Source organism: Roseibium litorale, assembly GCF_014842915.1.
Taxonomy (GTDB): Bacteria; Pseudomonadota; Alphaproteobacteria; order Rhizobiales; family Stappiaceae; genus Roseibium; species Roseibium litorale.
This window is the reverse complement of record NZ_JACYXI010000006.1, coordinates 1-22709: the sequence shown is the minus strand read 5'-3', so window position 1 is coordinate 22709 and position 22709 is coordinate 1. Positions and strand designations below refer to the sequence as shown.

19 protein-coding genes are annotated in these 22709 nt (G+C 60.4%); 14 read left to right on the top strand and 5 right to left on the bottom strand.

The genetic code is table 11. The features are described 5' to 3' along the window. The first annotated feature begins 76 nt into the window (after nucleotides 1–76). The 3 genes from argJ to IG616_RS10505 all read left to right on the top strand — a co-directional run bounded on the left by argJ (nucleotide 77) and on the right by IG616_RS10505 (nucleotide 2086). Nucleotides 77–1318, top strand: coding sequence for a bifunctional glutamate N-acetyltransferase/amino-acid acetyltransferase ArgJ (gene argJ / locus IG616_RS10515; protein WP_192148125.1), 1242 nt, complete (start codon nucleotides 77–79; stop codon nucleotides 1316–1318). A 107-nt stretch (nucleotides 1319–1425) separates the two neighbouring features. Beyond that, nucleotides 1426–1833 carry an 8-oxo-dGTP diphosphatase MutT gene (gene mutT, locus IG616_RS10510; RefSeq protein WP_192148124.1) on the top strand — a complete coding sequence of 136 codons (408 nt, stop codon included), beginning with the start codon at nucleotides 1426–1428 and terminating at the stop codon, nucleotides 1831–1833. A gap of 31 nt (nucleotides 1834–1864) precedes the next feature. Beyond that, nucleotides 1865–2086: a Flp family type IVb pilin gene (locus IG616_RS10505; RefSeq protein WP_246476192.1), complete on the top strand. Its 222-nt coding sequence runs from the start codon at nucleotides 1865–1867 to the stop codon at nucleotides 2084–2086. A 57-nt stretch (nucleotides 2087–2143) separates the two neighbouring features. Here the strand turns inward: IG616_RS10505 and IG616_RS10500 are convergent, their stop codons facing one another. Further along, nucleotides 2144–3040, bottom strand: coding sequence for a methyltransferase domain-containing protein (locus IG616_RS10500; protein ID WP_192148123.1), 897 nt, complete (start codon nucleotides 3038–3040; stop codon nucleotides 2144–2146). Between the two features lie 61 nt (nucleotides 3041–3101). On the opposite strand from IG616_RS10500, the gene IG616_RS10495 reads away from it, so the two are divergent. From IG616_RS10495 to IG616_RS10480, 4 genes are all read left to right on the top strand, one after another. Then, the gene (locus tag IG616_RS10495) at nucleotides 3102–3899 is read left to right on the top strand and encodes a ComF family protein (protein ID WP_425504174.1); all 798 of its coding nucleotides are present in this window, start codon (nucleotides 3102–3104) and stop codon (nucleotides 3897–3899) included. 147 nt (nucleotides 3900–4046) lie between these two features. Beyond that, the gene (gene grxC / locus IG616_RS10490; RefSeq protein ID WP_192148121.1) at nucleotides 4047–4304 is read left to right on the top strand and encodes a glutaredoxin 3; all 258 of its coding nucleotides are present in this window, start codon (nucleotides 4047–4049) and stop codon (nucleotides 4302–4304) included. 32 nt (nucleotides 4305–4336) lie between these two features. Continuing rightward, nucleotides 4337–5197 carry a carbon-nitrogen hydrolase family protein gene (locus tag IG616_RS10485; RefSeq protein WP_192148120.1) on the top strand — a complete coding sequence of 287 codons (861 nt, stop codon included), beginning with the start codon at nucleotides 4337–4339 and terminating at the stop codon, nucleotides 5195–5197. Beyond that, nucleotides 5194–5730 carry a DUF1178 family protein gene (locus IG616_RS10480; protein ID WP_192148119.1) on the top strand — a complete coding sequence of 179 codons (537 nt, stop codon included), beginning with the start codon at nucleotides 5194–5196 and terminating at the stop codon, nucleotides 5728–5730. Before IG616_RS10485 ends, IG616_RS10480 begins: the two co-directional genes overlap by 4 nt. A 67-nt stretch (nucleotides 5731–5797) precedes the next feature. Here IG616_RS10480 and IG616_RS10475 read toward each other — a convergent pair whose 3' ends face one another. After that, nucleotides 5798–6301 (bottom strand): phasin family protein, encoded by a 504-nt coding sequence (locus tag IG616_RS10475; RefSeq protein WP_192148118.1) that lies wholly within the window; start codon nucleotides 6299–6301, stop codon nucleotides 5798–5800. A 215-nt stretch (nucleotides 6302–6516) separates the two neighbouring features. On the opposite strand from IG616_RS10475, the gene IG616_RS10470 reads away from it, so the two are divergent. Then, nucleotides 6517–8379: a PHA/PHB synthase family protein gene (locus IG616_RS10470; RefSeq protein WP_246476191.1), complete on the top strand. Its 1863-nt coding sequence runs from the start codon at nucleotides 6517–6519 to the stop codon at nucleotides 8377–8379. A gap of 25 nt (nucleotides 8380–8404) precedes the next feature. Here the strand turns inward: IG616_RS10470 and IG616_RS10465 are convergent, their stop codons facing one another. Both IG616_RS10465 and ubiG read right to left on the bottom strand, forming a co-directional pair. Continuing rightward, a complete protein-coding gene (locus IG616_RS10465) occupies nucleotides 8405–9094 on the bottom strand; it encodes an alpha/beta fold hydrolase (RefSeq protein WP_192148117.1) in 690 nt (229 codons plus the stop codon). 14 nt (nucleotides 9095–9108) lie between these two features. Beyond that, entirely contained in the window at nucleotides 9109–9867 is a 759-nt protein-coding gene (ubiG, locus tag IG616_RS10460; RefSeq protein ID WP_192148116.1) for a bifunctional 2-polyprenyl-6-hydroxyphenol methylase/3-demethylubiquinol 3-O-methyltransferase UbiG, read from the bottom strand. Nucleotides 9868–10050: 183 nt separating this feature from the next. On the opposite strand from ubiG, the gene IG616_RS10455 reads away from it, so the two are divergent. From IG616_RS10455 to clpB, 6 genes are all read left to right on the top strand, one after another. Beyond that, entirely contained in the window at nucleotides 10051–11301 is a 1251-nt protein-coding gene (locus tag IG616_RS10455) for an aspartate kinase (RefSeq protein WP_192148115.1), read from the top strand. Between the two features lie 71 nt (nucleotides 11302–11372). Then, nucleotides 11373–13640: a phosphoenolpyruvate--protein phosphotransferase gene (gene ptsP / locus IG616_RS10450; protein ID WP_192148114.1), complete on the top strand. Its 2268-nt coding sequence runs from the start codon at nucleotides 11373–11375 to the stop codon at nucleotides 13638–13640. 47 nt (nucleotides 13641–13687) lie between these two features. After that, the gene (gene prfA / locus IG616_RS10445; protein WP_192148113.1) at nucleotides 13688–14761 is read left to right on the top strand and encodes a peptide chain release factor 1; all 1074 of its coding nucleotides are present in this window, start codon (nucleotides 13688–13690) and stop codon (nucleotides 14759–14761) included. A 3-nt stretch (nucleotides 14762–14764) separates the two neighbouring features. Next, nucleotides 14765–15622, top strand: a complete 858-nt coding sequence (prmC, locus tag IG616_RS10440; protein ID WP_192148112.1) for a peptide chain release factor N(5)-glutamine methyltransferase — start codon at nucleotides 14765–14767, stop codon at nucleotides 15620–15622. Nucleotides 15623–15978: 356 nt separating this feature from the next. Next, the gene (locus tag IG616_RS10435; protein WP_192148111.1) at nucleotides 15979–16821 is read left to right on the top strand and encodes a DUF4167 domain-containing protein; all 843 of its coding nucleotides are present in this window, start codon (nucleotides 15979–15981) and stop codon (nucleotides 16819–16821) included. 249 nt (nucleotides 16822–17070) lie between these two features. After that, nucleotides 17071–19668 carry an ATP-dependent chaperone ClpB gene (clpB, locus tag IG616_RS10430; protein ID WP_192148110.1) on the top strand — a complete coding sequence of 866 codons (2598 nt, stop codon included), beginning with the start codon at nucleotides 17071–17073 and terminating at the stop codon, nucleotides 19666–19668. 97 nt (nucleotides 19669–19765) lie between these two features. Here the strand turns inward: clpB and IG616_RS10425 are convergent, their stop codons facing one another. Next, on the bottom strand, nucleotides 19766–21736 hold the full coding sequence (locus IG616_RS10425) for a M23 family metallopeptidase (RefSeq protein ID WP_192148109.1): 1971 nt from the start codon (nucleotides 21734–21736) through the stop codon (nucleotides 19766–19768). Between the last annotated feature and the right edge of the window lie 973 nt (nucleotides 21737–22709).

Here is a 22709-nt window from a genome sequence, read left to right as displayed (position 1 = left end):
ACCCGCTCCGGAATGGGCATAAAAGCCCGTCCGGAGCGGTTTTGTATCCGCTTGCTGCTTAACAGGAGACTGGCTGATGGCCGCTACGATTTCGCCTCTTGCTCCGAAATCCTATCCCGACATGCCGGACCTTGAAGGGGTCCGCTTCGCCACTGCATCGGCCGGGATCAAATACAAGGGGCGCACCGATGTGCTGCTGGCTGTGGTCGATCCCGGAACAACGGTTGCCGGTGTTTTTACCCGCTCCAAATGCTCGTCCGCGCCGGTGGACTGGTGCAAGTCCATCCTGAAGCGCGGCACGGCCCGTGGTCTTATGGTGAACTCGGGCAATGCCAACGCTTTCACCGGCCGCAAGGGGCAGGCTGCGGTGGAACTTTCCGCCCAGATCGCGTCCAAGGCGCTCGACTGCGGCGTGGATGAAGTCTTCCTTGCCTCCACGGGCGTCATCGGGGAACCGCTTCCGGCTGAAAAATTTGCTGACGTGATCGACGGTCTTGCGACGTTTGAAAATCCGGCCAGCTGGATTGAGGCGGCCAAGGCCATCATGACCACGGACACCTATCCGAAGGTGGCCACGGCAACCGTTGAGCTGGACGGGGAAACCATCACCATCAATGGCATGGCGAAGGGCGCCGGCATGATCGCGCCGGACATGGCGACCATGCTGTCTTTCATCTTTACCGATGCTGCGATCTCCGCAGATGTGTTGCAGTCCATGCTGTCCAGCCAGACGGACGGCAGCTTCAACGCCATTACCGTCGACAGCGATACGTCCACGTCCGACACGGTTCTTCTGTTCGCAACCGGTTCTGCTGCCAAGCGTGGCATCGCGCCGGTCGAAAGCAATGACGACCCGCGGTATGAGACGATCCGGGCCGCCCTTGGTGATCTGATGCAGTCTTTGTCGCACCAGATCGTGCGCGACGGGGAAGGCGCGACCAAATTCGTTGAAGTCCGCGTGGAAGGCGCGGAAAGCGATGCCTCTGCAAAGCGTATCGCCTTGTCCATTGCAAATTCGCCGCTGGTGAAGACCGCGATTGCTGGGGAAGATGCGAATTGGGGCCGCGTCGTCATGGCTGTCGGCAAGGCGGGGGAGCCGGCCGACCGTGACCGTCTTGCCATCTGGTTCGGGGACATCCGTGTCGCCGTCGAAGGTGAGCGGGATCCGGATTACGACGAGGCGGCGACGACCGCTGTCATGGAGCAGGAAGACATTGTCATCCGTGTCGAGCTTGGCCTCGGATCTGGCGAGGCCTCCGTCTGGACCTGCGATCTGACCAAGGAATACGTCGCCATCAACGGCGACTACCGGAGCTGATCTGGATGCGGCGGGGCAAAACCCCGCCGCCAACGTATTCCTGAACCTCTCCTTCCGAATACGGTTAATCAGCCGTATTCACCCTGTCTGACACTGGAACACCCAAAATGAGCCGAATTGTCCTGGTTGCCGCCTGTGCTCTTGTAGACACCGATGGCCGGATCCTGCTTGCCCAAAGGCCGGAGGGGAAATCTTTGGCGGGTTTGTGGGAGTTTCCGGGTGGAAAAGTCGAGGAAGGCGAGCGTCCCGAGGAAACTTTGATCCGCGAACTGGACGAGGAACTGGGCATCAAAGTTAACGAAGCGTGCCTCGCACCCCTTACCTTTGCGAGCTACGCTTACCAGGATTTTCACCTCTTGATGCCACTTTACGTCTGCCGACGCTGGGAAGGAAACCCGGCCGGACAAGAAGGACAGGTCCTCAAATGGGTCAGGCCAGTCCGGTTGCGCGATTATCCGATGCCGCCGGCTGATGAGCCTCTGATCCCGTTCCTGATGGAACTTGTTCCAGGGTAGATGCGTCAAAGAGAGCCGGAAAGGAAGAGCGATGCCGTTCAATGGTCATTCCACGCGGAAAATGACTCGGAACGTTTCCGCATTCCTCCGGCGCTTCGGCGAATGCGAAAGTGGCGCCACCATGGTTGAATACGGCCTGATCGTTGCCATGATCAGCGTCGCAATCACAGGAACGCTGATGGCTATCGGGCAGGCAATCCGCGATGATGTGTTCACCGTTATTGTCAATGCTTTCAATAACGCCGGGACCTGATGCTTTAAATCCAATTGGTTTCAGAAAAATGGGCGGCTTCTAGCTGCCCTTTTTCGTTTATGGCTGATCTGAAACCGGTGGTTTGCGTGCGCCGAGCGCATCGGCGAGGCTTGTTTTGGCTGAGCCCGGACGTAATGGCTTCTGCTGGCTTTCATGTGGTGACCAGCCTGAGAGGGACATCAGCGTGAAGGTGGCCCGGATGCGCCCGTCCGGATCAGCGTAATCTTCGGCATAGAGCTCGGCGGCGCGCAGGAAAATGGCCCGGGTCAGCGGCTTACGGCTTCGTTCGGCCAGAATGGATGTGCCGCCCATGGCCCGGAGATCCGCCATCAGGGCAAAGAGAGAGCTGTAGCGTACGGTCAGCCGGTCCATGTCGGTGACAGGCAGGGCAAAGCCTGCCCGCTGCAGCAAACCCCCAAGATCGCGCGTGTCCGCGAATGGCGAAACCCGGGGGGCTGCTCCTCCCGTCAGTTCCAGTTCCGCCCGCATCAGGACATCGCGCAATTCATGCAAGGTGTCGCCGCCCAGCAGAACGCCGAGGAACAGGCCATCCGGTTTGAGCGCTTGACGGATCTGGATCAGGGCGCCCGGCAAGTCATTGGCCCATTGCAGGCTGAGGCCGGAGGCAATCAGGTCGAACTGGCCTTGCGCAAGCGGGGGCAGTTCATCATCCAGCACCAGATCGGGAGGCGGCAGGTTCGGATCTGCAACAAGGAGATCTCCGCGCAGTACCGTTCCCGCCTTGCCGCTTGCCCTCAGGACTGCGGCGATGCGCCCGGTGTGTCCACCGAGGTCGAGCGCCAGCGGAAAGGCGCGGCTGATGGCAGTCAAACGCTCGGCGAGATCCTCTGCGACCATCTCGAGCAGAAAGTCTGACCCTTGTTTCGCGGTTTGCAATGCGCGCAGGCGCCGGGCCTTCAAGAGCGTGCGGTCGAAGAGAAGAGGCTGGGTCATTTGGGTATCGGGTCCTGATATTGCCGACACATATGCGTCTTTCAGGCTGGCGCGTCAAAACATGATAGACTGTTGCCAGCGTTTGGGACCTGGGGGGCGGAGGATGTCGGGAAGCCGTTCTTTAAAGGCGGGAAGGATTTGTGCCTCTGCGGTGCTGGACCTTCTTCTGCCGCCGCGCTGTCTGGCCTGCGGTTGCAGGACCGGGCACACAGGGGGGCTCTGCCCCTCTTGCTGGATGGATATGCCTTTTCTGGAAAACCCGGTGTGCGAGCGCTATGGCACTCCCTTACCGCACGACATGGGGGAGGGGGCGTTGAGCGCACGGGCCATTATGGATCCGCCGGTCTTTGACCGGTCCCGCTCCGTGGCCAGATACGAGGGGCCTGCCCGTCAGATGGTCCTGGCGCTGAAGTTCGCCCGTCACAGGGACCTTGGCAAGCCGATGGGGGAGTGGATGGCCCGCGCGGGTCAGGAGCTTCTGTCTCCGGAAAGCCTGGTCCTTCCTGTTCCCCTGCACCGGTGGCGGCTTTTGTGCCGCCGGTTCAATCAGTCCGCCGACCTCGCGGCGGCAGTCGCCCGGGCGGCGGGGTGCACGCACGAGCCCATGTTGCTGGCCAGGACACGCCGTACCCGGCAGCAAGTCGGTCTGGATGCCGCGTCCCGGCAGAAAAACGTGCGAGGCGCATTTGCTATCCGGGCGGGATACGTGACCGATGTTTTCGGCCGGGCTGTCGTTCTGGTCGATGACGTGATGACCACAGGGTCGACCGCCTCGGCCTGTGCCCGCGTGCTCAAGAAGGCAGGTGCGTCGCGCGTCGATGTCTTGACCTTCGCCCTGGCCGTTCCTGAAGAAGCCTGAGACGGGATCAGGATCGGGAACCGGCTCTTGCAAAATCTTGCGTTTCTGGTCATTAGCCACATATAGATTGGATCAAATCAGGGCGTCGTTCTCCTCCGCTATCCGCCGGTGAGAGCCCGTTTTCTCCAGGCTGAAAGAGGATGTCGCATGGCCGAAGTTATTATTTATACCCGCCAGCTCTGCGGTTATTGCACGGCGGCGAAACGTCTTCTGGACAAGAAGGGTGTTTCCTACACCGAGCATGACGCGACCTTTGATCAAAATCTGCGCAAGCAGATGATCCAGAAGGCGAATGGCCGTTCGACCTTCCCGCAGGTCTTTATTGGCGGCAGGCACGTCGGCGGCTGTGATGACCTTCATGAGCTTGACCGCTCCGGAAAGCTGGATGCGCTGCTGGGCGCATGATGCCTGTTTGAGAGACCGTCCAGGAGCCCCGAATGACCGAGTTTACCGCAGCCTGTGTTCAGCTTCGCAGCAGCAAGGATGTTCTGGCGAACCTTGAGGTCAGCACAGATCTGATCCGCCAGGCCGCTGCTGCAGGCGCGCAGTTCATCCAGACACCTGAGATGACCAATGTGCTTGTCCGCAGCCGGGATGAGCTGCTGGAACGCATCCGGCCTGAGGAGCAGGATCCGACGCTGGCCAGCTTCCGGTCTCTCGCGATGGAATTGGACGTCTGGATCCATGTGGGCTCGCTCGCCATTCCTCGTGGGGATGGCAAGGTGGCCAACAGGGCGTTCCTGATTGCCCCGGATGGCCGCATCGCTGCCCGCTATGACAAGATCCATATGTTCGATGTCGATTTGCCAAACGGGGAAAGCTGGCGTGAATCTGCAACCTATCAACCGGGAGAGACCTCGACCGTGTTCGATCTTCCCTGGATCCGGATGGGAATGGCGGTTTGCTATGACGTGCGTTTCCCTGCGATTTTCCGGACCCAGGCCCGTGAGGGTGCTGGGCTCCTGACCATGCCTGCTGCCTTTACCCGGCAGACAGGGGAAGCGCATTGGCATGTGCTTCAGCGCGCCCGTGCGATCGAGAACGGCGCTTATGTTGTCAGTGCGGCGCAGGGCGGCAAGCATGAGGACGGGCGTGAGACCTACGGGCACAGCCTGATCGTTGATCCCTGGGGCACCGTGATTGCCGAGCAGCAGGAAGCTGTCCCTGGCTTTGTAACGGCGAAGATCGATCCGGAACAGGTGCTCAAGGCCCGTCAGCGGATCCCGGCCATCGCGAATGAGCGCGCGTTTGCTATTTCCCTGGCACAGGATGCAGCCGGTGCGGAGGCGCAGGCGTGATCCGTTATTCCCTGATGTGCGAACTGGCCCATGAGTTTGAAGGCTGGTTCCGGAATTCCGATGACTTCGACAAGCAATGTGCCTTGCGGCTTGTGACCTGTCCCCATTGCGGGTCTGGCGACATCCATAAGCGGCTGATGGCCCCGTCTGTGTCGACCAGCCGGTCGAAGGAAACGCGGCGGCAGGAAGCGGCCGTGCAGGCTCCAGAAGCGGTGCCTGCTGAATCTGCCCCGTCCCCTGCGCCAGTGGTCTCAGTCGAGGCTGCCGCTGCAGTTCAGCAGGCCAGTGCGTTGCTGGCCGCGAACCCTGCCTATCGGGAAATGCTGGAGGGGTTGAAGACGATCCGCCGCAAAGTCATCGAGAGTTCTGAGAACGTTGGGCCGAACTTCGCCGAAGAGGCGCGCAAGATCCACTACGGCGAGGCGGAAGAGCGCAATATTTACGGCCAGACATCGCCACAGGATGCCCGAGAATTGCTCGACGAAGGCATCGCGGTGCTGCCGTTGCCGGACCTTCCTGAAGACAAGAATTGAATGAAGCCATGCGCCGGAGCCGTCTCGTTGAGGCGAGCTCCGGCGTCGAATGCTGCTCTTTGGCCGATCAGGCCGCGCTTGCCTTCGGCGTGCGGCGGGTCTGAAGCTGAACCGCCGGCTCGTGCATGGTTTCTTCGGCAACCTTCGTTAGTTCGGAGGCCGCTTCCAATGCCGCTTCCCCCAGTTCTTCCGCATTGGCGAGACCTTCGCTGAAGCCCGCCTGCAGCATTTCCATCTGCTTGCGGCCATGGGTCTGATAGTCCTCGGCCATGCGGGTGTAGAAGGCCTGCAAGGTGCCCATTATCTCGTCCGGCATGCGGCAGGCCGTCAGAGACTTGGCGCATTCGAAATCTTCGTGCAGGCGCTGGGTGGCAAAGGCCATGTGATCTTCCAGGGCCCTTTCCGTCTGATCCCAGAGGGTACGGTTGATGCGCTGAAGATTGGAAAAAGCCCGTTCCTCCAGCTTGTCTTCCGTTTCCGCGAAAGACCAGGCCGACAGGTTTGGAAACTGCCAGGGGGTCGTGAAGACATTCATCAAGTCAAAGGGTGAGCTCGTCTGCTTGTCTGACATTTCATCCTCCTCTTCCTGCAGCTGATGGCCGGGCGGATTGACCATGTGAGGCCACGGCTCATGGCGGCAGGGATCCCGGTTCAATTCTGGATTTTTCCTTACCCAACGATAACACCAATTAGATGTCAGAATTTTGATCTGCCTCATTGCGTTCATCAAAACATGTGACAAGGCTCCGGCGGTGCAAGATGCGAGGCTTAAAGTGGGAGTTCCCCATGGCAGACGATCTCATGCAGGCGGAAAATCGGCGCAAAGGGCAGGAGGTGGGGCATCTTGCTGAGGCTCCCGGCCAGCGGTTTTTCCCATCCTTCGACGTGCCTGCGGGATTTGGCGGCGGGTTAGAGCCCGACACGCCGGGTTCGACTGTCTTTGCCGAGACCTTGGACCGTGTGGCCCGTGCAACTCTCGCCCGTGCGAGCCTGGGCATCTCGCCGGTCGCGCTGTGGAACGCCTATCTTGATTGGTTCCTTCACCTGGCCATTTCGCCAGGCAAACAGGGCAAGCTGGCCGAAAAGGCAGCGACCAAACTGATGCGGCTGGCGCGGTTCTCTGCGTTTTGCGGGCTCCAGGGAGATCATTCCTGCATTCAGCCGCTGCCACAGGACAGGCGGTTCGACCACGAGGGATGGAAGCAGTTTCCGTTCAATCTCTATGCCCAGAACTTCCTGCTTACTCAGCAATGGTGGTCTAATGCGATGACCGGGGTGCGCGGTGTCAGCGCCCACCATGAAAAGGTCGTCGACTTCACCACCCGTCAGTTGCTGGATGTCTTTTCGCCTTCTAACTATCTGCTGACCAATCCGGAAGTGCTTCAGAAGACGCAGGCCGAAGGCGGCCAGAACCTCGTTCGTGGTCTGCAGCATCTCTGGGAAGACGTCGAGCGCCAGATGCGCCGCCTGCCGCCGCCGGGTGCTGAAAACTACAGGGTGGGCGAGACGGTTGGCGTCACACCAGGCAAGGTCGTCTTCCGCAATCATCTGATCGAATTGATCCAGTATGAGCCGCAGACGCCTGAGGTGAAATCCGAACCGGTTCTGATCATTCCAGCCTGGATCATGAAATATTACATTCTCGATCTGTCGCCACAGAATTCCCTTGTGAAATATCTCGTATCCCAAGGCTACACGGTCTTCATGGTGTCCTGGCGCAATCCGGGTCCGGAAGACCGGGAGCTGGGTATGGAGGATTACCGCAAGCTCGGCGTGGATGCGGCACTTGATGCGGCGCTGGCCATAACGGGGGCGCGCAAGGCCCACGCCGCGGGCTATTGCCTTGGCGGTACGCTGCTGTCCATCGCGGCAGCGGGGATGGCGCACCGGGGGGATGACCGGCTGGCAAGCCTGTCGCTCTTTGCAGCCCAGGTGGATTTCACGGACGCAGGTGAACTCACGCTGTTCATCGACGAGAGCGCGGTTTCCTTCCTGGAAGACATGATGTGGGAAAGCGGCGGGCTGGATACATCCCAGATGGCTGGCGCGTTCCAGTTGCTTCGTTCAAACGACATGATCTGGTCCAAGGGCGTGCGTGAGTATCTTATGGGCGAGCGGGCGCCGATGTTTGACTTGATGGCCTGGAATGCCGACGGCACGCGCATGCCCTACCGGATGCATGCGGAGTATCTGACGAGCCTGTTCCTGCACAATGACTTTGCCGAGGGCCGTTACAAGGTGGACGGTGCACCGGTGGCTGTGGAAGACATCAAGGCCCCGGTCTTTGCTGTTGGAACGGAGCAGGATCACGTCGCGCCCTGGCGCTCGGTCTTCAAGATCTGCCATCTGGCGGAGCAGGAAGTGACGTTCGCGCTGACCTCCGGCGGGCATAATGCGGGCATTGTCAGTGAGCCGGGGCATCCGCACCGCCACTACCGCATCCGGGCCAGCTCGGCGGGCGACGGCTATCTCGACCCGAAAAGCTGGCAAGCCGAAGCGCCTTTGAAGGAAGGCTCCTGGTGGGAAGCCTGGACAGGCTGGCTGGAGAGCCATTCAACGGCAACGGTTCCGGTTCCCCCGCTTGGTAATGCAAGCAAGGGATACCCGGTTCTCGGCAATGCCCCTGGTACCTATGTCCTGATGCCCTGACATAAGCTCGTTCGAGCGCTATCCTTCAGCGGGTGAGCCAGGCCGAGAGTGCAGCAATGACCTCATCGGGTGCCTCAAGTGTCGACAGATGCCCGCTGCCTGCAATGGTCACCAGCTCGCTGTCTGGAATAAGCTCATGGATTTCCTGGGCCAGAGAGGGCGGGGTGAGGGTGTCACCATCGCCGACCACGACCAGCGTCGGACACGAAATGGAAGGCAGGAAGGGACGCGCGTCGTCCCGGGCCATGATCGCTTCCATCTGCCGTATGAAGGCATCCGGTCCGGTGTCATTGGCCATTTCCACGACGGTTGCCTTCAGATCCTCGTCTTCCAGCCGTTTTTCATGGACGAAGCCTGGATAGAGCAGGTGCGGAACCTTCGTGAACCCCTTCTCGCGGGTCAGTTTGATCAGAAACTGACGCCGTTCGGTCTGCTCCGGCGTGTCGGCTCGCGGGTTCGTGTCGAGAAGGGCAAGCCGGGACACGCGCTCGGGTGCCTGGCGCATGATTTCCATGCTGATATAGCCGCCCATGGATAGGCCTGCGAGCGCGAAACGCTCAGGCGCCTTGGACAGGATATCAGCGGCGATCTCCGGAATGGTGCTGTGCTGCCGGTGGTCGGCGACCATGATCGGGCGATCGGCGAAGGCGACGATCTGCGGTGCATAGAGGGTTTCCGTGCACAGAAGGCCCGGTACAAAGACAATTGGCTCCATCTGGTTCACTCCACTCACGACTTCGGGCGCTCGGCAAGGAGCATATAGTTCACATCCATGTCCCGGGCCCGGTTCCAGGTGTCTGTCAGCGGATTGAAGGTGACGCCGCAGCGGTCGATCACGCTCATGCCTGCCTTGGCCAGCGGCGTTTCGATTTCCTGCGGGCGAACCAGCTTTTCATAGGTGTGGGTGCCCTTGGGCAGCCAGCGCAGGACGTATTCCGCCCCGACGATGGCAAGTGCGTAGGCCTTAAGAGTACGGTTGATGGTCGCGACGAACATCAGGCCGCCGGGGCGGACCATGCGGGCCGTTTCGCTGAGGAACAACGGAACGTCAGCCACATGTTCGACAACTTCCATGTTGAAAACCACGTCGAACGTCTCGCCTGCGGCAGCGAGTTCCTCGGCTGTTTCGGCCCGGTAATCGATGTCGAGCCCGGAGGATTTGGCATGAAGACGGGCAATCTCGATGTTGACCGTTGAAGGATCGGCTCCGACCACATTTGCGCCGAGCCGGGCCATGGGTTCGCTCAAGAGCCCGCCGCCGCAGCCGATGTCCAGGAACCGCAGGCCTTCGAACGCGTTTGCCGCATTCGGGTCGCGGCCAAACCGGGCGCTGACTTTCTCCTTGATATAGCCAAGGCGGACAGGGCTGAACTTGTGCAGGGGCCGGAATTTGCCGGTCGGATCCCACCATTCTGCCGCCATTGCCGAAAAGCGTGCAACTTCGGCGTCGTCAACCGTGCCTGCTGTCTTTTTTCCCGCTTCGCTCATCGCAGGTTCCTTTCCTCTGCCGCCGTCACTCTGTCCGCTGCCATCTGTCTCTGTGTCCTTCAAGGTCGTGTGTCTTTTGTCAAGGCACGCAGTTGCGGCAATTGCACAGTGCATGTATGTGTGACGCCCGATCCGGCGGGTGCGCAGGCGCCCTCGTTACTCGATGAAAAGAATACGACAGCAATGGCTCGACTGGTTTTGAAATTCGGTGGCACGTCCGTGGCCGACCTCGACCGTATCCGCAACGTGGCACGCCACGTGAAGCGGGAAGTCGATGCCGGCAACGAAGTGGCCGTCGTGGTGTCGGCAATGGCGGGGCAGACCAACAAACTGGTCGACTGGTGCCGTCAGGCATCCACCCTCCATGATGCCCGTGAATATGATGCAGTGGTCGCTTCTGGCGAGCAGGTGACCTCCGGTCTCCTGGCTATCGTGCTGCAGGATATGGGCGTGAATGCCCGTTCCTGGCAAGGATGGCAGATCCCGCTGAAGACGGACGAGAGCCACGGTGCTGCGCGGATCAAGGAAATCGATGCCGATTTCCTGATCGAGCGCATTTCCGGTGGCCAGGTCGCGGTGATCGCAGGGTTCCAGGGCATCGCCCCGGACAACCGCATCTCGACGCTTGGCCGTGGCGGTTCGGACACCAGCGCGGTGGCCATCGCTGCTGCGATCAAGGCTGACCGCTGCGATATCTACACGGATGTGGATGGGGTCTACACGACCGATCCGCGTATCGTTCCCAAGGCCAAGCGTCTCGACCGTGTTTCCTTCGAGGAAATGCTGGAAATGGCATCGCTTGGCGCGAAGGTGCTTCAGGTGCGCTCTGTCGAGATGGCCATGGTCCATGGCGTCCGCACTTTTGTGCGCTCCAGTTTTGACGATCCGGATGCGCCGCAGGTCGGCGCTGGTGATCTCCCCCCTGGTACTCTCATTTGCGACGAGGATGAACTCGTGGAACAGCAAGTTGTTACCGGCATCGCCTTTGCGAAGGACGAAGCCCAGATCTCGATTCGCGATGTGGCCGACAAGCCCGGCGTTGCCCATTCTGTGTTCGGGCCGCTGGCGGACGCGAACATCAATGTGGACATGATCGTCCAGAACATTTCGCCGGATGGCAAGACCACCGACATTACCTTCACGGTGCCTGAAACGGACTACCAGCGCGCCATCAAGGTGCTGGAAGACAACCGTGAAGCGATCGGGTTCCAGAATCTGGAAGGCGCAACCGACGTCGTGAAGGTGTCGGTTATCGGTATCGGCATGCGCTCTCATGCGGGCATCGCGGCCGACTGTTTCCGGGGCCTGGCAGCCAAGGGCATCAACATCCGTGCGATCACCACATCTGAGATCAAGATTTCCGTGCTGATCGATTCCGCTTACACGGAACTTGCGGTCCGGACTCTCCATTCGCTATACGGATTGGACGGGTAAGTGACCCGACTCGCTGCAGAGGGTTGCGAAAACCGTCTGCAGCCGGTTCCAGGGACATGACGGGGTAGGCGATGCGCAGCAACCTGGCCGGTCCGCGCCTGTTGCTCCGCCGGCTTCGCGAAGTCATGGCGGAGCCGATCAAGGCGCAGGAGCGACTCGACAAGATCGTGGTCCTGATCGCGGCCAACGTGGTGGCCGAGGTTTGCTCGGTTTATATACTGCGCGCGGACGGTGTTCTTGAGCTCTACGCCACCGAAGGCCTGAAGCGCGAAGCCGTGCACCGGGCCTCGTTGCGCGTTGGCCAGGGCCTTGTCGGCTTGATCGCTGCCGAAGCGCGGCCTCTCAATCTTCCCAACGCCCGCGCTCATCCGGCCTTTGCCTATCTGCCGGAAACGGGCGAAGACGCCTACAATTCCTTCCTGGGTGTGCCGATCTTGCGTGCCGGGCGGACGCTGGGTGTTCTCGTCGTCCAGAACCAGTCACACCGGACCTATCTGGAAGACGAAGTCGAAGCCCTTCAGACCACGGCAATGGTGATTGCCGAAATGGTCGCTGCGGGAGAGCTGGAAGCCATCTCCCAGAAGGGAACGGGCCTTGACCTGTCCCGACCGATTCATGCGCAGGGCGTTGCCTTGGCCGAAGGCGTCGGTCTGGGTCATGTGGTTCTGCATGAGCCGCGTGTGGTTGTCACCAATCTGATTGCTGAGGATACGGACGCTGAGCAAAGCCGTCTGCATGCAGCAATCAACCGCCTGCGCCTGTCCATCGATGATCTTCTTGCCAGCGGCGACATTGCGGCGGTGGGCGAGCACCGTGAGGTGCTCGAAGCCTATCGCATGTTCGCCTACGATCAGGGCTGGATCCGCAAGATTGAAGAAGCGATCCGGAACGGCCTGACCGCGGAAGCGGCAGTGGAAAAGGTCCAGAGCGACATGCGGGCGCGCATGCTTCGCCAGACCGATCCTTACCTGCGGGAACGCCTGCATGACCTTGACGATCTGGCGCACCGGCTGATCCGCGAGCTGATGGGCCGCGATCACGGATCCGCGGCATCCGATCTGCCGCAGGATGCGATCATCGTTGCGCGCAACATGGGTGCTGCTGAACTTCTGGACTACGAGCGGGACAAGATCCGCGGGCTGGTTCTGGAAGAAGGCGGGCCGACCAGCCACATCACCATCGTCAGCCGGGCTCTGGGCATCCCGATGGTCGGGCAGCTCCATGACATCGTCAGTCTGGCCGACGCCGGAGACGCCGTCATCGTTGATGGTGATGCCGGGGAAGTTTATCTGCGCCCGGCGCAGGATGTGCAGAACGCTTTTGCCGAGAAGGTCCGGTTCCGGGCCCGCAGGCAGGCTCAGTACCGCCGGCTTCGCAACAAGCCGTCCGTGACCAAGGACGGCGTCGAGATTTCCTTGCAGATGAATGCCGGTCTGCTGGTCGATCTTCCTCATCTGGTGGAAGCAGGTGCGGCAGGCGTCGGTTTGTTCAGGACCGAATTGCAGTTCATGCTGGCGTCTTCCTTTCCGCGGATGAAGGAACAAAGGGCGCAATATGAGCAGGTGCTGGCGGCTGCCGACGGCAAGCCGGTCACTTTCCGCTCGCTGGACATTGGCGGCGACAAGGTGCTGCCCTATCTGCGTTCCATTCAGGAAGAGAACCCGGCGATGGGCTGGCGGGCCCTGCGGCTCGGGCTGGACCGTCCGGGATTGCTGCGCACACAGATCCGCGCGTTGCTGATGGCGGCTGCCGGACGCGATCTGAAGCTGATGTTCCCGATGGTCGCCGAGGTCGACGAGTTTCTTCTCGCCCGCGGTCTGGTGGAAAAGGAACTCAAGCATTTGCGTCGTCACGGCCATGGCGTACCGGACAAGATCCGGCTTGGTGTCATGGTCGAAGTTCCCTCCTTGCTGTTTCAGTTGGACGAACTGATGCACGAGGTAGACTTCATTTCCGTCGGCTCCAACGATCTGTTCCAGTTCTTCTGTGCCGTCGACCGGGGCAATACCCGTGTTGCCGACCGGTTCGACCCCTTGAGCCTCGCGTTCCTGCGGGCGCTCAAGCGGATTGTCGACAAGGCCGGGGCTGCCCATGTGCCTGTTACCTTGTGCGGTGAGCTTGCGGGCAAGCCGCTTGAAGCCATGGCTCTGATTGGCCTGGGCTTCCGCGATCTTTCCATGTCGCCTGCTTCACTCGGCCCTGTGAAAGCCATGCTGAGAACACTGGATGCGGGTCGTCTGACTGCGCGTCTTTTGCCGCGTCTTGAACCGGGGCATCCGGAAGGCGACATCCGTGATTTCCTGAAGCGCTTCGCCGCTGAAATGGACGTTGCGCTTTAGCTCATATGACAGGTTTGCCTGATCGCAGGCAGAAGGAGACTGCGCTTATGCTGGCGCGTAACAAGCTTGACACGTTGCTTGCCCGGTTTTCCGAAATCGAGCACCGGATGTCGGCCAACCCGGACCCGGGCACCTATGTGAAACTGTCCCGGGAATATGCCTCTCTGGAGCCTTTCATCCTCAAGGTGCGTGAGCTGCTGAAGGCGCAGGACGACCTGGCCGAGGCGAAGATGCTCCTGGCGGATTCTAAGACCGACCGGGACATGCGTGAATTGGCAGAAGCCGAGGTAGAGGAGCTTGAGGAGCGGCTTGAAGCTCTCAGCCAGGAAGTCCGTATCGGCCTTCTGCCCAAGGACGCTGCGGATGCCAATGATGCCATTCTGGAAGTGCGTGCCGGAACGGGCGGGGACGAAGCCGCGCTCTTTGCCGGCGATCTCTTCCGCATGTACCAGCGCTTCGCCGAATTGCAGGGATGGAAAGTCGAAGTGCTTTCCGCCAGCGAAGGGGAAGTGGGCGGCTATAAGGAAATCATCGCTTCTGTATCAGGTGAGAACGTCTTTGCGCGCATGAAATTCGAATCCGGCGTTCACCGGGTACAGCGTGTTCCTGCGACGGAATCTGGCGGGCGTATTCACACCTCTGCGGCGACTGTTGCCGTGTTGCCGCAGGCCGAAGACGTGGATATTGACATCAATGACGGCGATCTGAGGATCGATACCTACCGTGCCTCCGGCGCAGGCGGGCAGCACGTCAACACCACGGACTCCGCCGTCCGGATCACCCACTTGCCGACCGGGATTGTGGTTGCGGTTCAGGACGAGCGCTCCCAGCACAAGAACAAGGCCAGGGCCATGCAGCTGCTCAGAGCCCGTATTTATGACGCAGAGCGTGAGCGCGCGGCGAGCGAACGGACAGAGGCCCGCCGTCTTCAGGTCGGCTCGGGTGACCGGTCTGAGCGCATCCGGACCTATAATTTCCCTCAAGGGCGGGTGACTGATCACCGGATTGGGCTGACCCTCTACAAGCTGGAGCAGATCTTGTCCGGGGAGGCGCTGCACGAGGTGATCGAGGCGCTGATCATGGATTATCAGGCAGCACTGCTGGCGGCGGAAGAGGCGTAAGCCATGCGGCTTGGTGACCTCTTGCGCGAAGCGCGGGGTAAGTTGCGGGCAGCTGGCAATGAGCTGGCTGATCTGGAGGCCCGGCTTCTTGTGTCGGGGGTTCTGGACCTGTCGGTTTCTGATGTCATTCTGAAGGCGGATGAGGACGTTCAGCTGGAGACAGCGGCGCAGGTTCTTGCCCTTGCCGATCGGAGGGCTGAGGGCGTGCCTGTGGGCCGGCTGCTCGGCTGGCGGGAGTTCTGGGGGCTGCGTTTTGACCTGAACGAGGCAACGCTGGAGCCCCGGCCGGATACGGAAATTCTGGTTGAGGCGGTGCTTGCCCGCTCGCCGTCCTATCAGCCTCTGCGGATGGCGGATATTGGAACGGGAACCGGTGCGATTGCCGTTTCGTTGCTGAAGGAATTGCCGCAGGCGGTGTGCGACGCTGTGGACTTGTCCCAGGAAGCGCTGAATTGCGCGGCTGCAAATGCTGCCCGGCACGGGGTTTCGGACCGGTTCCATCCGGTCTGTGCGGACTATGCCAGCATGCTCTCCGGTGGACTGGATTGGCTGATAAGTAATCCTCCTTATATCCGCTCCAGCGTTATCGCCGGCCTCGATCGGGATGTGCGCGATCACGATCCGGTGCTGGCGCTGGATGGGGGGGAGGATGGCCTGAGAGCCTACCGGATCCTGACCCGCCAAGCAGCTGATCTACTTAAGCCGGGAGGCCGAATCGGCTTTGAAATCGGCTATGACCAGGGGCGGGAAGTGTGTGATCTTCTGTCCTCTGCTGGTTTTTTGGACATTGAAATCATTCAGGATCTTGGCGCCAAAGACCGGGTTGTGCTGGGCCGTTGGCCCTTGAACGGGCCGATTTAAGCTTGACGTGAAAAATCGCTTGGAAAACCAAGCCGAACCGGTTAGGTTCACCTCGCCGAGACCGGAGTAATGTGATCAGCGTTTAGCGGGGCATGCCTTTCCGGCAACGTGGGGACAAACGCTTCAAGCGCGTTTTGGAAACCGTTGTTAAGACGGACCATCCGGACTTTCGGACTGTCGCAGAACATGGCGATTGCATCGGCTGGAGAACGGCCCGATGTATTTCGAACAACCCAGTACGGTCGACAGCCGCTGACCTTCACGGTTGGTTTCGGCAGTTTTCGTGTCGGTATTAGGTAATTCCGATTTTGGGCCAGCGTTAAGCTGGTCGCCGTTCCTTAAGAGAAAACGGCAGGATGAGACCAGGTAATCAGAGCAAACAGCAGCGCATGCGCGGACGGAGCCGGAAGGGTCCTAATCCGCTGAGCAGGACCTATGAATCCAACGGTCCGGATGTGAAAATCCGTGGTACAGCCCTGCACGTCGCGGAGAAGTATCAGCAGCTCGCCCGGGATGCGCAAGCATCCGGTGACAGGATCATGTCCGAGAACTATTTCCAGCACGCTGAGCACTATCTGCGCATTGTTGCTGCCGCCCAGGGGAACATGCAGCCGGTGCTGCAGTCCAGCCTCGGTGAGGATGAGGACGGGCAGGACTATCCGGCCCAGACCGTGTCCGAGAACCGTGAGCGCTTTGAACGGCCCGAGCGGTTCGATCGGAATGGTGGTGACCGTCCCGAACGCGCAGAGCGGCAGGAGCGGCGTGAACGTCCCGATCGTCCAGAACGGGTTGAGCGTGCAGAGCGTCAGCCGCGGCATGACCGTGGGGATTCAGGCGAACGCTTCACTCAACCGGATATGGTTGGTGAGGACAGTCCTCAGCCGTTTATCGACGACATGCCGCTGATCGATGCCTCCGGGCAGGTCAATGGCCATGCGGCCCGCGCTGGCGACGAAAGCGGTGAGGATGACAAGCCGCGCCGCCGTCCGCGTGGAACCCGCGGCCGTGGTGTCCGCCGTAACGATGCCGAGGATGGCGCAACAGCCGCGGCGGAAGCCGCTGCTCCCGTGGAGCAGGTTGAGGCCGTTGCCGCAGATGAGGATGCGCCCGCAAAGCCGAAGCCCCGCCGGACGCCTCGTCCGCGCAAGCCGAAAGCGGAAGAGGGTGCTCCCAAGGAAGTCGCTGCCGCAGGCGAATGAAGCCGTGTAGCGCTCCTTAAAAAATGAATGAGACGAAACGGCGCCCATGTGGCGCCGTTTTGCTGTCCGGTAGAGCGGGAGTTTACGGATTAATCCGGAATTTTCTCCAGACCCCTTTTGTGTTCAATTTGCAACACTATATCGGGAGTGCGGCGCTCAAGAAGGCCGCCCGGGTGCTTCACGCCAAGAAGGCCCGGAATCCGGAACGCTCTCCATGCTTCGGGTGGAAGGGCGGAGTGGAGGTCAGTTATGAACTTTGAAAAATACACGGAACGCGCACGCGGATTCATTCAATCCGCCCAAACTCATGCACTTGGACGCGGGCATCAGCAATTTGCCCCGGAGCACATTCTGAAGGTTCTGCTGGATGACCCGGAAGGTCTCGCAAGTGGCTTGATCGAACGCGCCGGTGGCCAGCCCAATCTGGCGAAGGCCGAAGTCGAACGGCTTCTGGACAAGATGCCGAAGGTGAGCGGTGGGGCAGGTCAGCTCTATCTTGCTCCCGGCACGGCACGGGTACTCGATCAGGCTCAGAAGATCGCGGAAAAGGCTGGCGATAGTTTCGTCACTGTCGAACGCCTTCTCCTGGCTCTCGCCATGGATCAGGAAGGCGAAACCGGAAAGCTTCTGGCGAAGGCCGGTGTTACACCCAACGGCCTGAATGAGGCGATTAATTCGCTGCGTCAGGGCCGGACGGCAGACAGCGCCACAGCCGAGAACCAGTATGACGCACTCAAGAAATATGCCCGCGACCTGACTCAGGCCGCCCGCGAAGGCAAACTGGACCCTGTGATCGGCCGCGACGAGGAAATCCGCCGCACAATTCAGGTTCTGTCCCGCCGGACCAAGAACAACCCCGTCCTGATTGGTGAGCCGGGCGTTGGCAAGACCGCCATCGCCGAAGGCCTTGCCTTGCGCATCATTAACGGCGATGTGCCGGAATCGCTCAAGGACAAGAAGCTTCTTGCGCTCGACATGGGCTCCCTGATCGCAGGGGCGAAATATCGTGGCGAGTTCGAGGAACGCCTGAAGGGCATCCTGTCCGAGGTTCAGGCTGCAGCCGGCGGCATTGTGCTCTTCATCGACGAGATGCACACGCTGGTCGGCGCAGGCAAGGCCGATGGTGCCATGGATGCGTCCAACCTGCTGAAGCCGGCACTTGCCAGGGGCGAGCTGCACTGCGTTGGTGCAACCACGCTGGATGAGTACCGCAAGCACGTGGAAAAGGATGCGGCACTTGCCCGCCGCTTTCAGCCCGTGTTCGTCAGTGAGCCGACGGTCGAAGATACGATCTCGATCCTGCGCGGTCTCAAGGAAAAGTACGAGCTCCATCATGGGGTCCGGATCACCGACTCGGCGATTGTATCTGCGGCCACCCTGTCGAACCGCTACATCACGGACCGGTTCCTGCCGGACAAGGCGATCGACCTTGTCGATGAGGCCGCGAGCCGTCTGCGTATGCAGGTCGACAGCAAGCCGGAAGAGCTGGATGAACTGGACCGCAGGGTCATTCAGCTCAAGATCGAACGGGAAGCCTTGAAGAAGGAAGAAGATCCCGCAGCCAAAGACCGGCTGGCGAAGCTGGAGAAAGAGCTCTCGGACCTGGAAGAGGAATCCGATGCTCTGACCAGCCGCTGGCAGGGCGAGAAGGACAAGCTGAATCTTGAGCAGAAGATCAAGGAACAGCTTGAACAGGCCCGGACCGATCTGGAAATCGCGCAGCGGCGCGGGGATCTGGCGAAAGCCGGCGAGCTGGCCTATGGCGTGGTGCCTGATCTGGAACGCCAGCTTCAGGAAGCCGAAGCCAATTCCGACGGCGGATCCATGCTGGATGAAGCCGTGACGTCTTCCCATGTGGCGCAGGTCGTTTCCAAATGGACCGGTATCCCGGTCGACCGGATGCTGGAAGGCGAGCGGGAAAAGCTGTTGCAGATGGAAGACCTTCTGTCCGGCCGCGTTGTCGGCCAGGCGGAAGCCATTCATGCGGTGGCAACGGCGGTCCGCCGCGCCCGTGCCGGTCTTCAAGATCCCAACCGCCCGATCGGCTCGTTCATGTTCCTCGGGCCAACCGGGGTCGGCAAGACCGAGCTGACCAAGGCGCTGGCGAGCTTTCTCTTTGACGACGACACGGCGATGGTGCGCATCGATATGTCCGAATACATGGAGAAGCACTCCGTTGCCCGTCTGATCGGTGCGCCTCCGGGCTATGTTGGCTACGAGGAGGGTGGGTCTTTGACCGAAGCCGTCCGCCGCAGGCCTTATCAGGTCGTGCTGTTCGACGAGATCGAGAAGGCGCATAGCGACGTGTTCAACGTGCTGCTGCAGGTTCTGGATGATGGCCGCCTGACCGATGGTCAGGGCCGTACCGTGGACTTCCGCAACACGCTGATCATCATGACGTCCAACCTGGGGGCCGAGTATCTTGTCAGTCAGCCGGAAGGCGAGGACACGGATGCGGTGCGCGGCGAGGTCATGGAAGCTGTGCGCTCCCATTTCCGGCCGGAGTTCCTCAACCGGCTGGATGAGATCGTTCTGTTCCACCGGCTGCAACGCTCGCAGATGGCGGCCATCGTCACGATCCAGCTGCAGCGTCTCAAGACCCTGCTTGCCGACCGCAAGATCGAGCTGGAGCTGGATGACGAGGCCCTCGGCTGGCTGGCCCAGAAGGGTTACGATCCGGCCTATGGTGCCCGGCCGCTGAAGCGGGTGATCCAGAAGGACGTTCAGGATCCGCTGGCAGAAAAGCTGCTCGCGGGGGAAATCTCGGACGGTCAGACCATCACGGTTTCCGCCGGAACAGACCGGCTGATCTTCCAGGTCGCTCAGGGAGCCGCAAAGGCTGCCTGATCCCGGAACCGTAGTCCGTGGACGTGCTTAAAATCAAAAGCCCCGGGGCAGTCGCTCCGGGGCTTTTCTGTTTCGGGAGGTTTCGTTTTCTGCTGGCTTATTGAGCCGAGGCAACCCGAGCCGGGCGGCGTGCCTTGTCCAACAGGCTGTCGATCCGCTGGCGCTCGGTCTCGAACGTTGCCAGCATCTGCCCGTCCAGAACCCGGCCACGGGGAAGCCGGATGCGCATCGGGTCCACATAGCGGTCGTTGACCATGACCTCATAGTGCAGGTGCGGGCCGGTGGAGAGGCCGGTGGAGCCGATGTATCCGATGATCTGCCCCTGATGAACGCTCTGGCCTGCGGCCAGACCTTGTGCAAAGCCGGACAGGTGATTGTAGGTGGTGGTGTAGCCATTGGCATGGCGCACTTCGATGCGCTGGCCATAGCCTGAAGACCAGCCCGCCTTGATGACCGTGCCATTGCCTGCTGCCATGACCGGCGTTCCACGGGGGGCTGCCCAGTCAACGCCGGTGTGCATCTTGGCATATTTGTGGATGGGATGGCGGCGCATGCCGAAGCCCGAGCGGAAACGTCCGCCGGAGAGCGGTTTGCGCATCAGGAATTTTTTCGCGCTCTGTCCGTTGGCGTCATAATAGTCGATGGTGCCATCGTCCGGGGTGCGGAAGCGGTAAAACCGCCGCGTGCTGGAACCGGTGTTCAGGGCGGCATAGAGCACTTCACCGCTCGCAGAGCCTGCGTCATCCGCATAGAGCACTTCCAGGGAGTCGCCCGGCTGGACGCGGGAGTTGAAGTCGACGTCGAAGGAGAAAACGCGGATCAGCTCTTCGATAACCGGCTTGCTGATGTCCTGCTCGAGCGCAGTCTGGTAGATGCTGTCGTAAAGAGCAGGTGTCTGCCCGCCATAGGAAACCCGGTCCGCCTCGGCAAAGGCGTCGGGCAGGAAGTTTGCCGGAGCCTTGGCCTGGACATAGCTGCCGGTATCCGTACGGGCGACCGTCGCCTTGTGATCTGTGTCCTCGTAGAGACTGACCCGTTCAGGCTGCGAGCGGCCGTCTTCGTCTGCGGATTGCTGGAACGCAATGCGCAGACGGTAGCCTGGCTCGAGAAGCGTGACCCCTGCCGTCTTCTGGAAGGCTGTCCGGATCTGCTCGGACTCTTCCTCCGGAACGTCATTGTCCCGCAAGACATCGAAGAGATCGCTTTCCTCGGAAATGGGGACGATCTTTTCATCCATCCCAAGGTGACGGGTGTCGTCGTCCTGCTTGGAGACAAAGGAGACGTTTTCCGGGGTAATCCGGACGGCAAGGCGGGCGAATTCAGGCTGGCGTGCCAGATTGAAGTCGAACCGGGCGGGGTCGACAATGGTGCGGGCCGCCATATCGACGGAGTTTACGGCCAGGAACCGGGCGGCCTGCCGGACGCGGCGCTCGATGACCGGTTCATCCGGCGTAGCCGACGCATCGATCAGATCGCTATCAGCCGGGAAGCTGGTCAGCGAGATGCTGACTTCGCCTTCAACCTTCGCGCCATAGACGGAATCGGAGAAAACCGGCTCGGCGCTGGACACTGCGGGAACGGTCTGCACGTCAGAGAACATGTTCAGAGGATTGAAGGGCGGAATATCCTGGCTGAACTCGGCGCTCTTGCGGGTGGCAAGACTTGATGTGACCAGAGAGTAAGCGCGGACCTTGATCAGCTCCTTGTCGCCGTTTTTGGTGACCACATTGACCGGGATGATTTGCTTGTTGGCATATTCCGCAGCGGCCCGGGCGATGCGGTCGCCCTTTGTGCCCGAAACGGAAACACCTTCAATGCCAATGCTGAAGTCGTTCTGGTCAGGCAGGGTGGCCGCGGTGACGCTGTATTGACCATCCAAAGCAGCCATCAATGCCCCGCCCATGAGCACGACGGATGTGATGCCGGTCAGGACAGTTCCCGTTAGCCAGCGGACAGAAACCTTGCGCCGGTCCGGCAACGCATTGCGCCCGTCCTGAACGACGAGCGGAGCTTCGTCACCCAGATCGACTGTTTGATGTGCATGCGTGTGGAATGGACCGAAATGCATCAGGCCTGAACTGCCTTATCTTATACGCCACTTTATACAGGACTGGCCGAAAATGCCGCCTGTTGTCCGAAAGGTCAAACGAAAGGTCTGACAGAGACGTGATGAAACGCCTTACTACCTTCGTCTCCTTCTGAAACCAATCGGGCAAGATTGGGGCGAAGGCGGGTTAACCCGGCAGATGTGATGGGAATTGCCCAGACAGATTGCCCCACAGGTTGGCCGGGCACGGGGCGTCCAGGCGGGAGAGGGGGCTGTCCCATGAAAAGGCGAAAGCTGCGACGCGCTGGTGGTGTGCGGGCAGCAAGCATAAGCAGGTTGTCTATAGACTAGCTCATGGCGTGGGTCTGGCTAAGCGCGGGAAGACGGCTTTTGAGCGCGAAATGCGGTCAGCCAGAACAATTCACAGGGGCAAGACAGGCTTCTGAGGGTCTGGCAAATGAGCAGCCGAGCGTCAAACCTCAGGGTTTCTGCCGGGAAGCCCGGTAAAGAGGCTGAGGGGTTATTCGGCAGCTAATAAAAACGGCACGCGTAAAGTTTGCTCAGAATGAGAAAAATACCCCGGATTTGATCTGGAAAAGGCTCTTTCAGAGCGAATCCGGGATCGAAAAACCGCAAAAAACTGAGGGTTTTAGCGGTGAAACAGCCTGTGTGAATCTTTTTTGACGAACCGTGTTGACTCATCGAGGGGTGCTGCGTATAAACCGCTCCATCGACGGCGGCGCTGCGGACAACACGGCGCCAGACACTGTCGGTTCTACCGGACACCAGAGACGTTGGTGCCCCTCTCGGGCAACGGGTTTCGTTTCGGTTTTTGCTGCCAAGGCAGCGAATTCGCCACTGGCGAATGTTCTTTGACAATTAGGATTTGAAGGAAGGGAAGCGTGGACGGCGTTGTTCTTGCGAGGCTCTGACCGGAAGGTTGGGGTTTGGAGTAAGAGTTACGCAGGTACGCTGATCTTTAAGACAAGGAAGC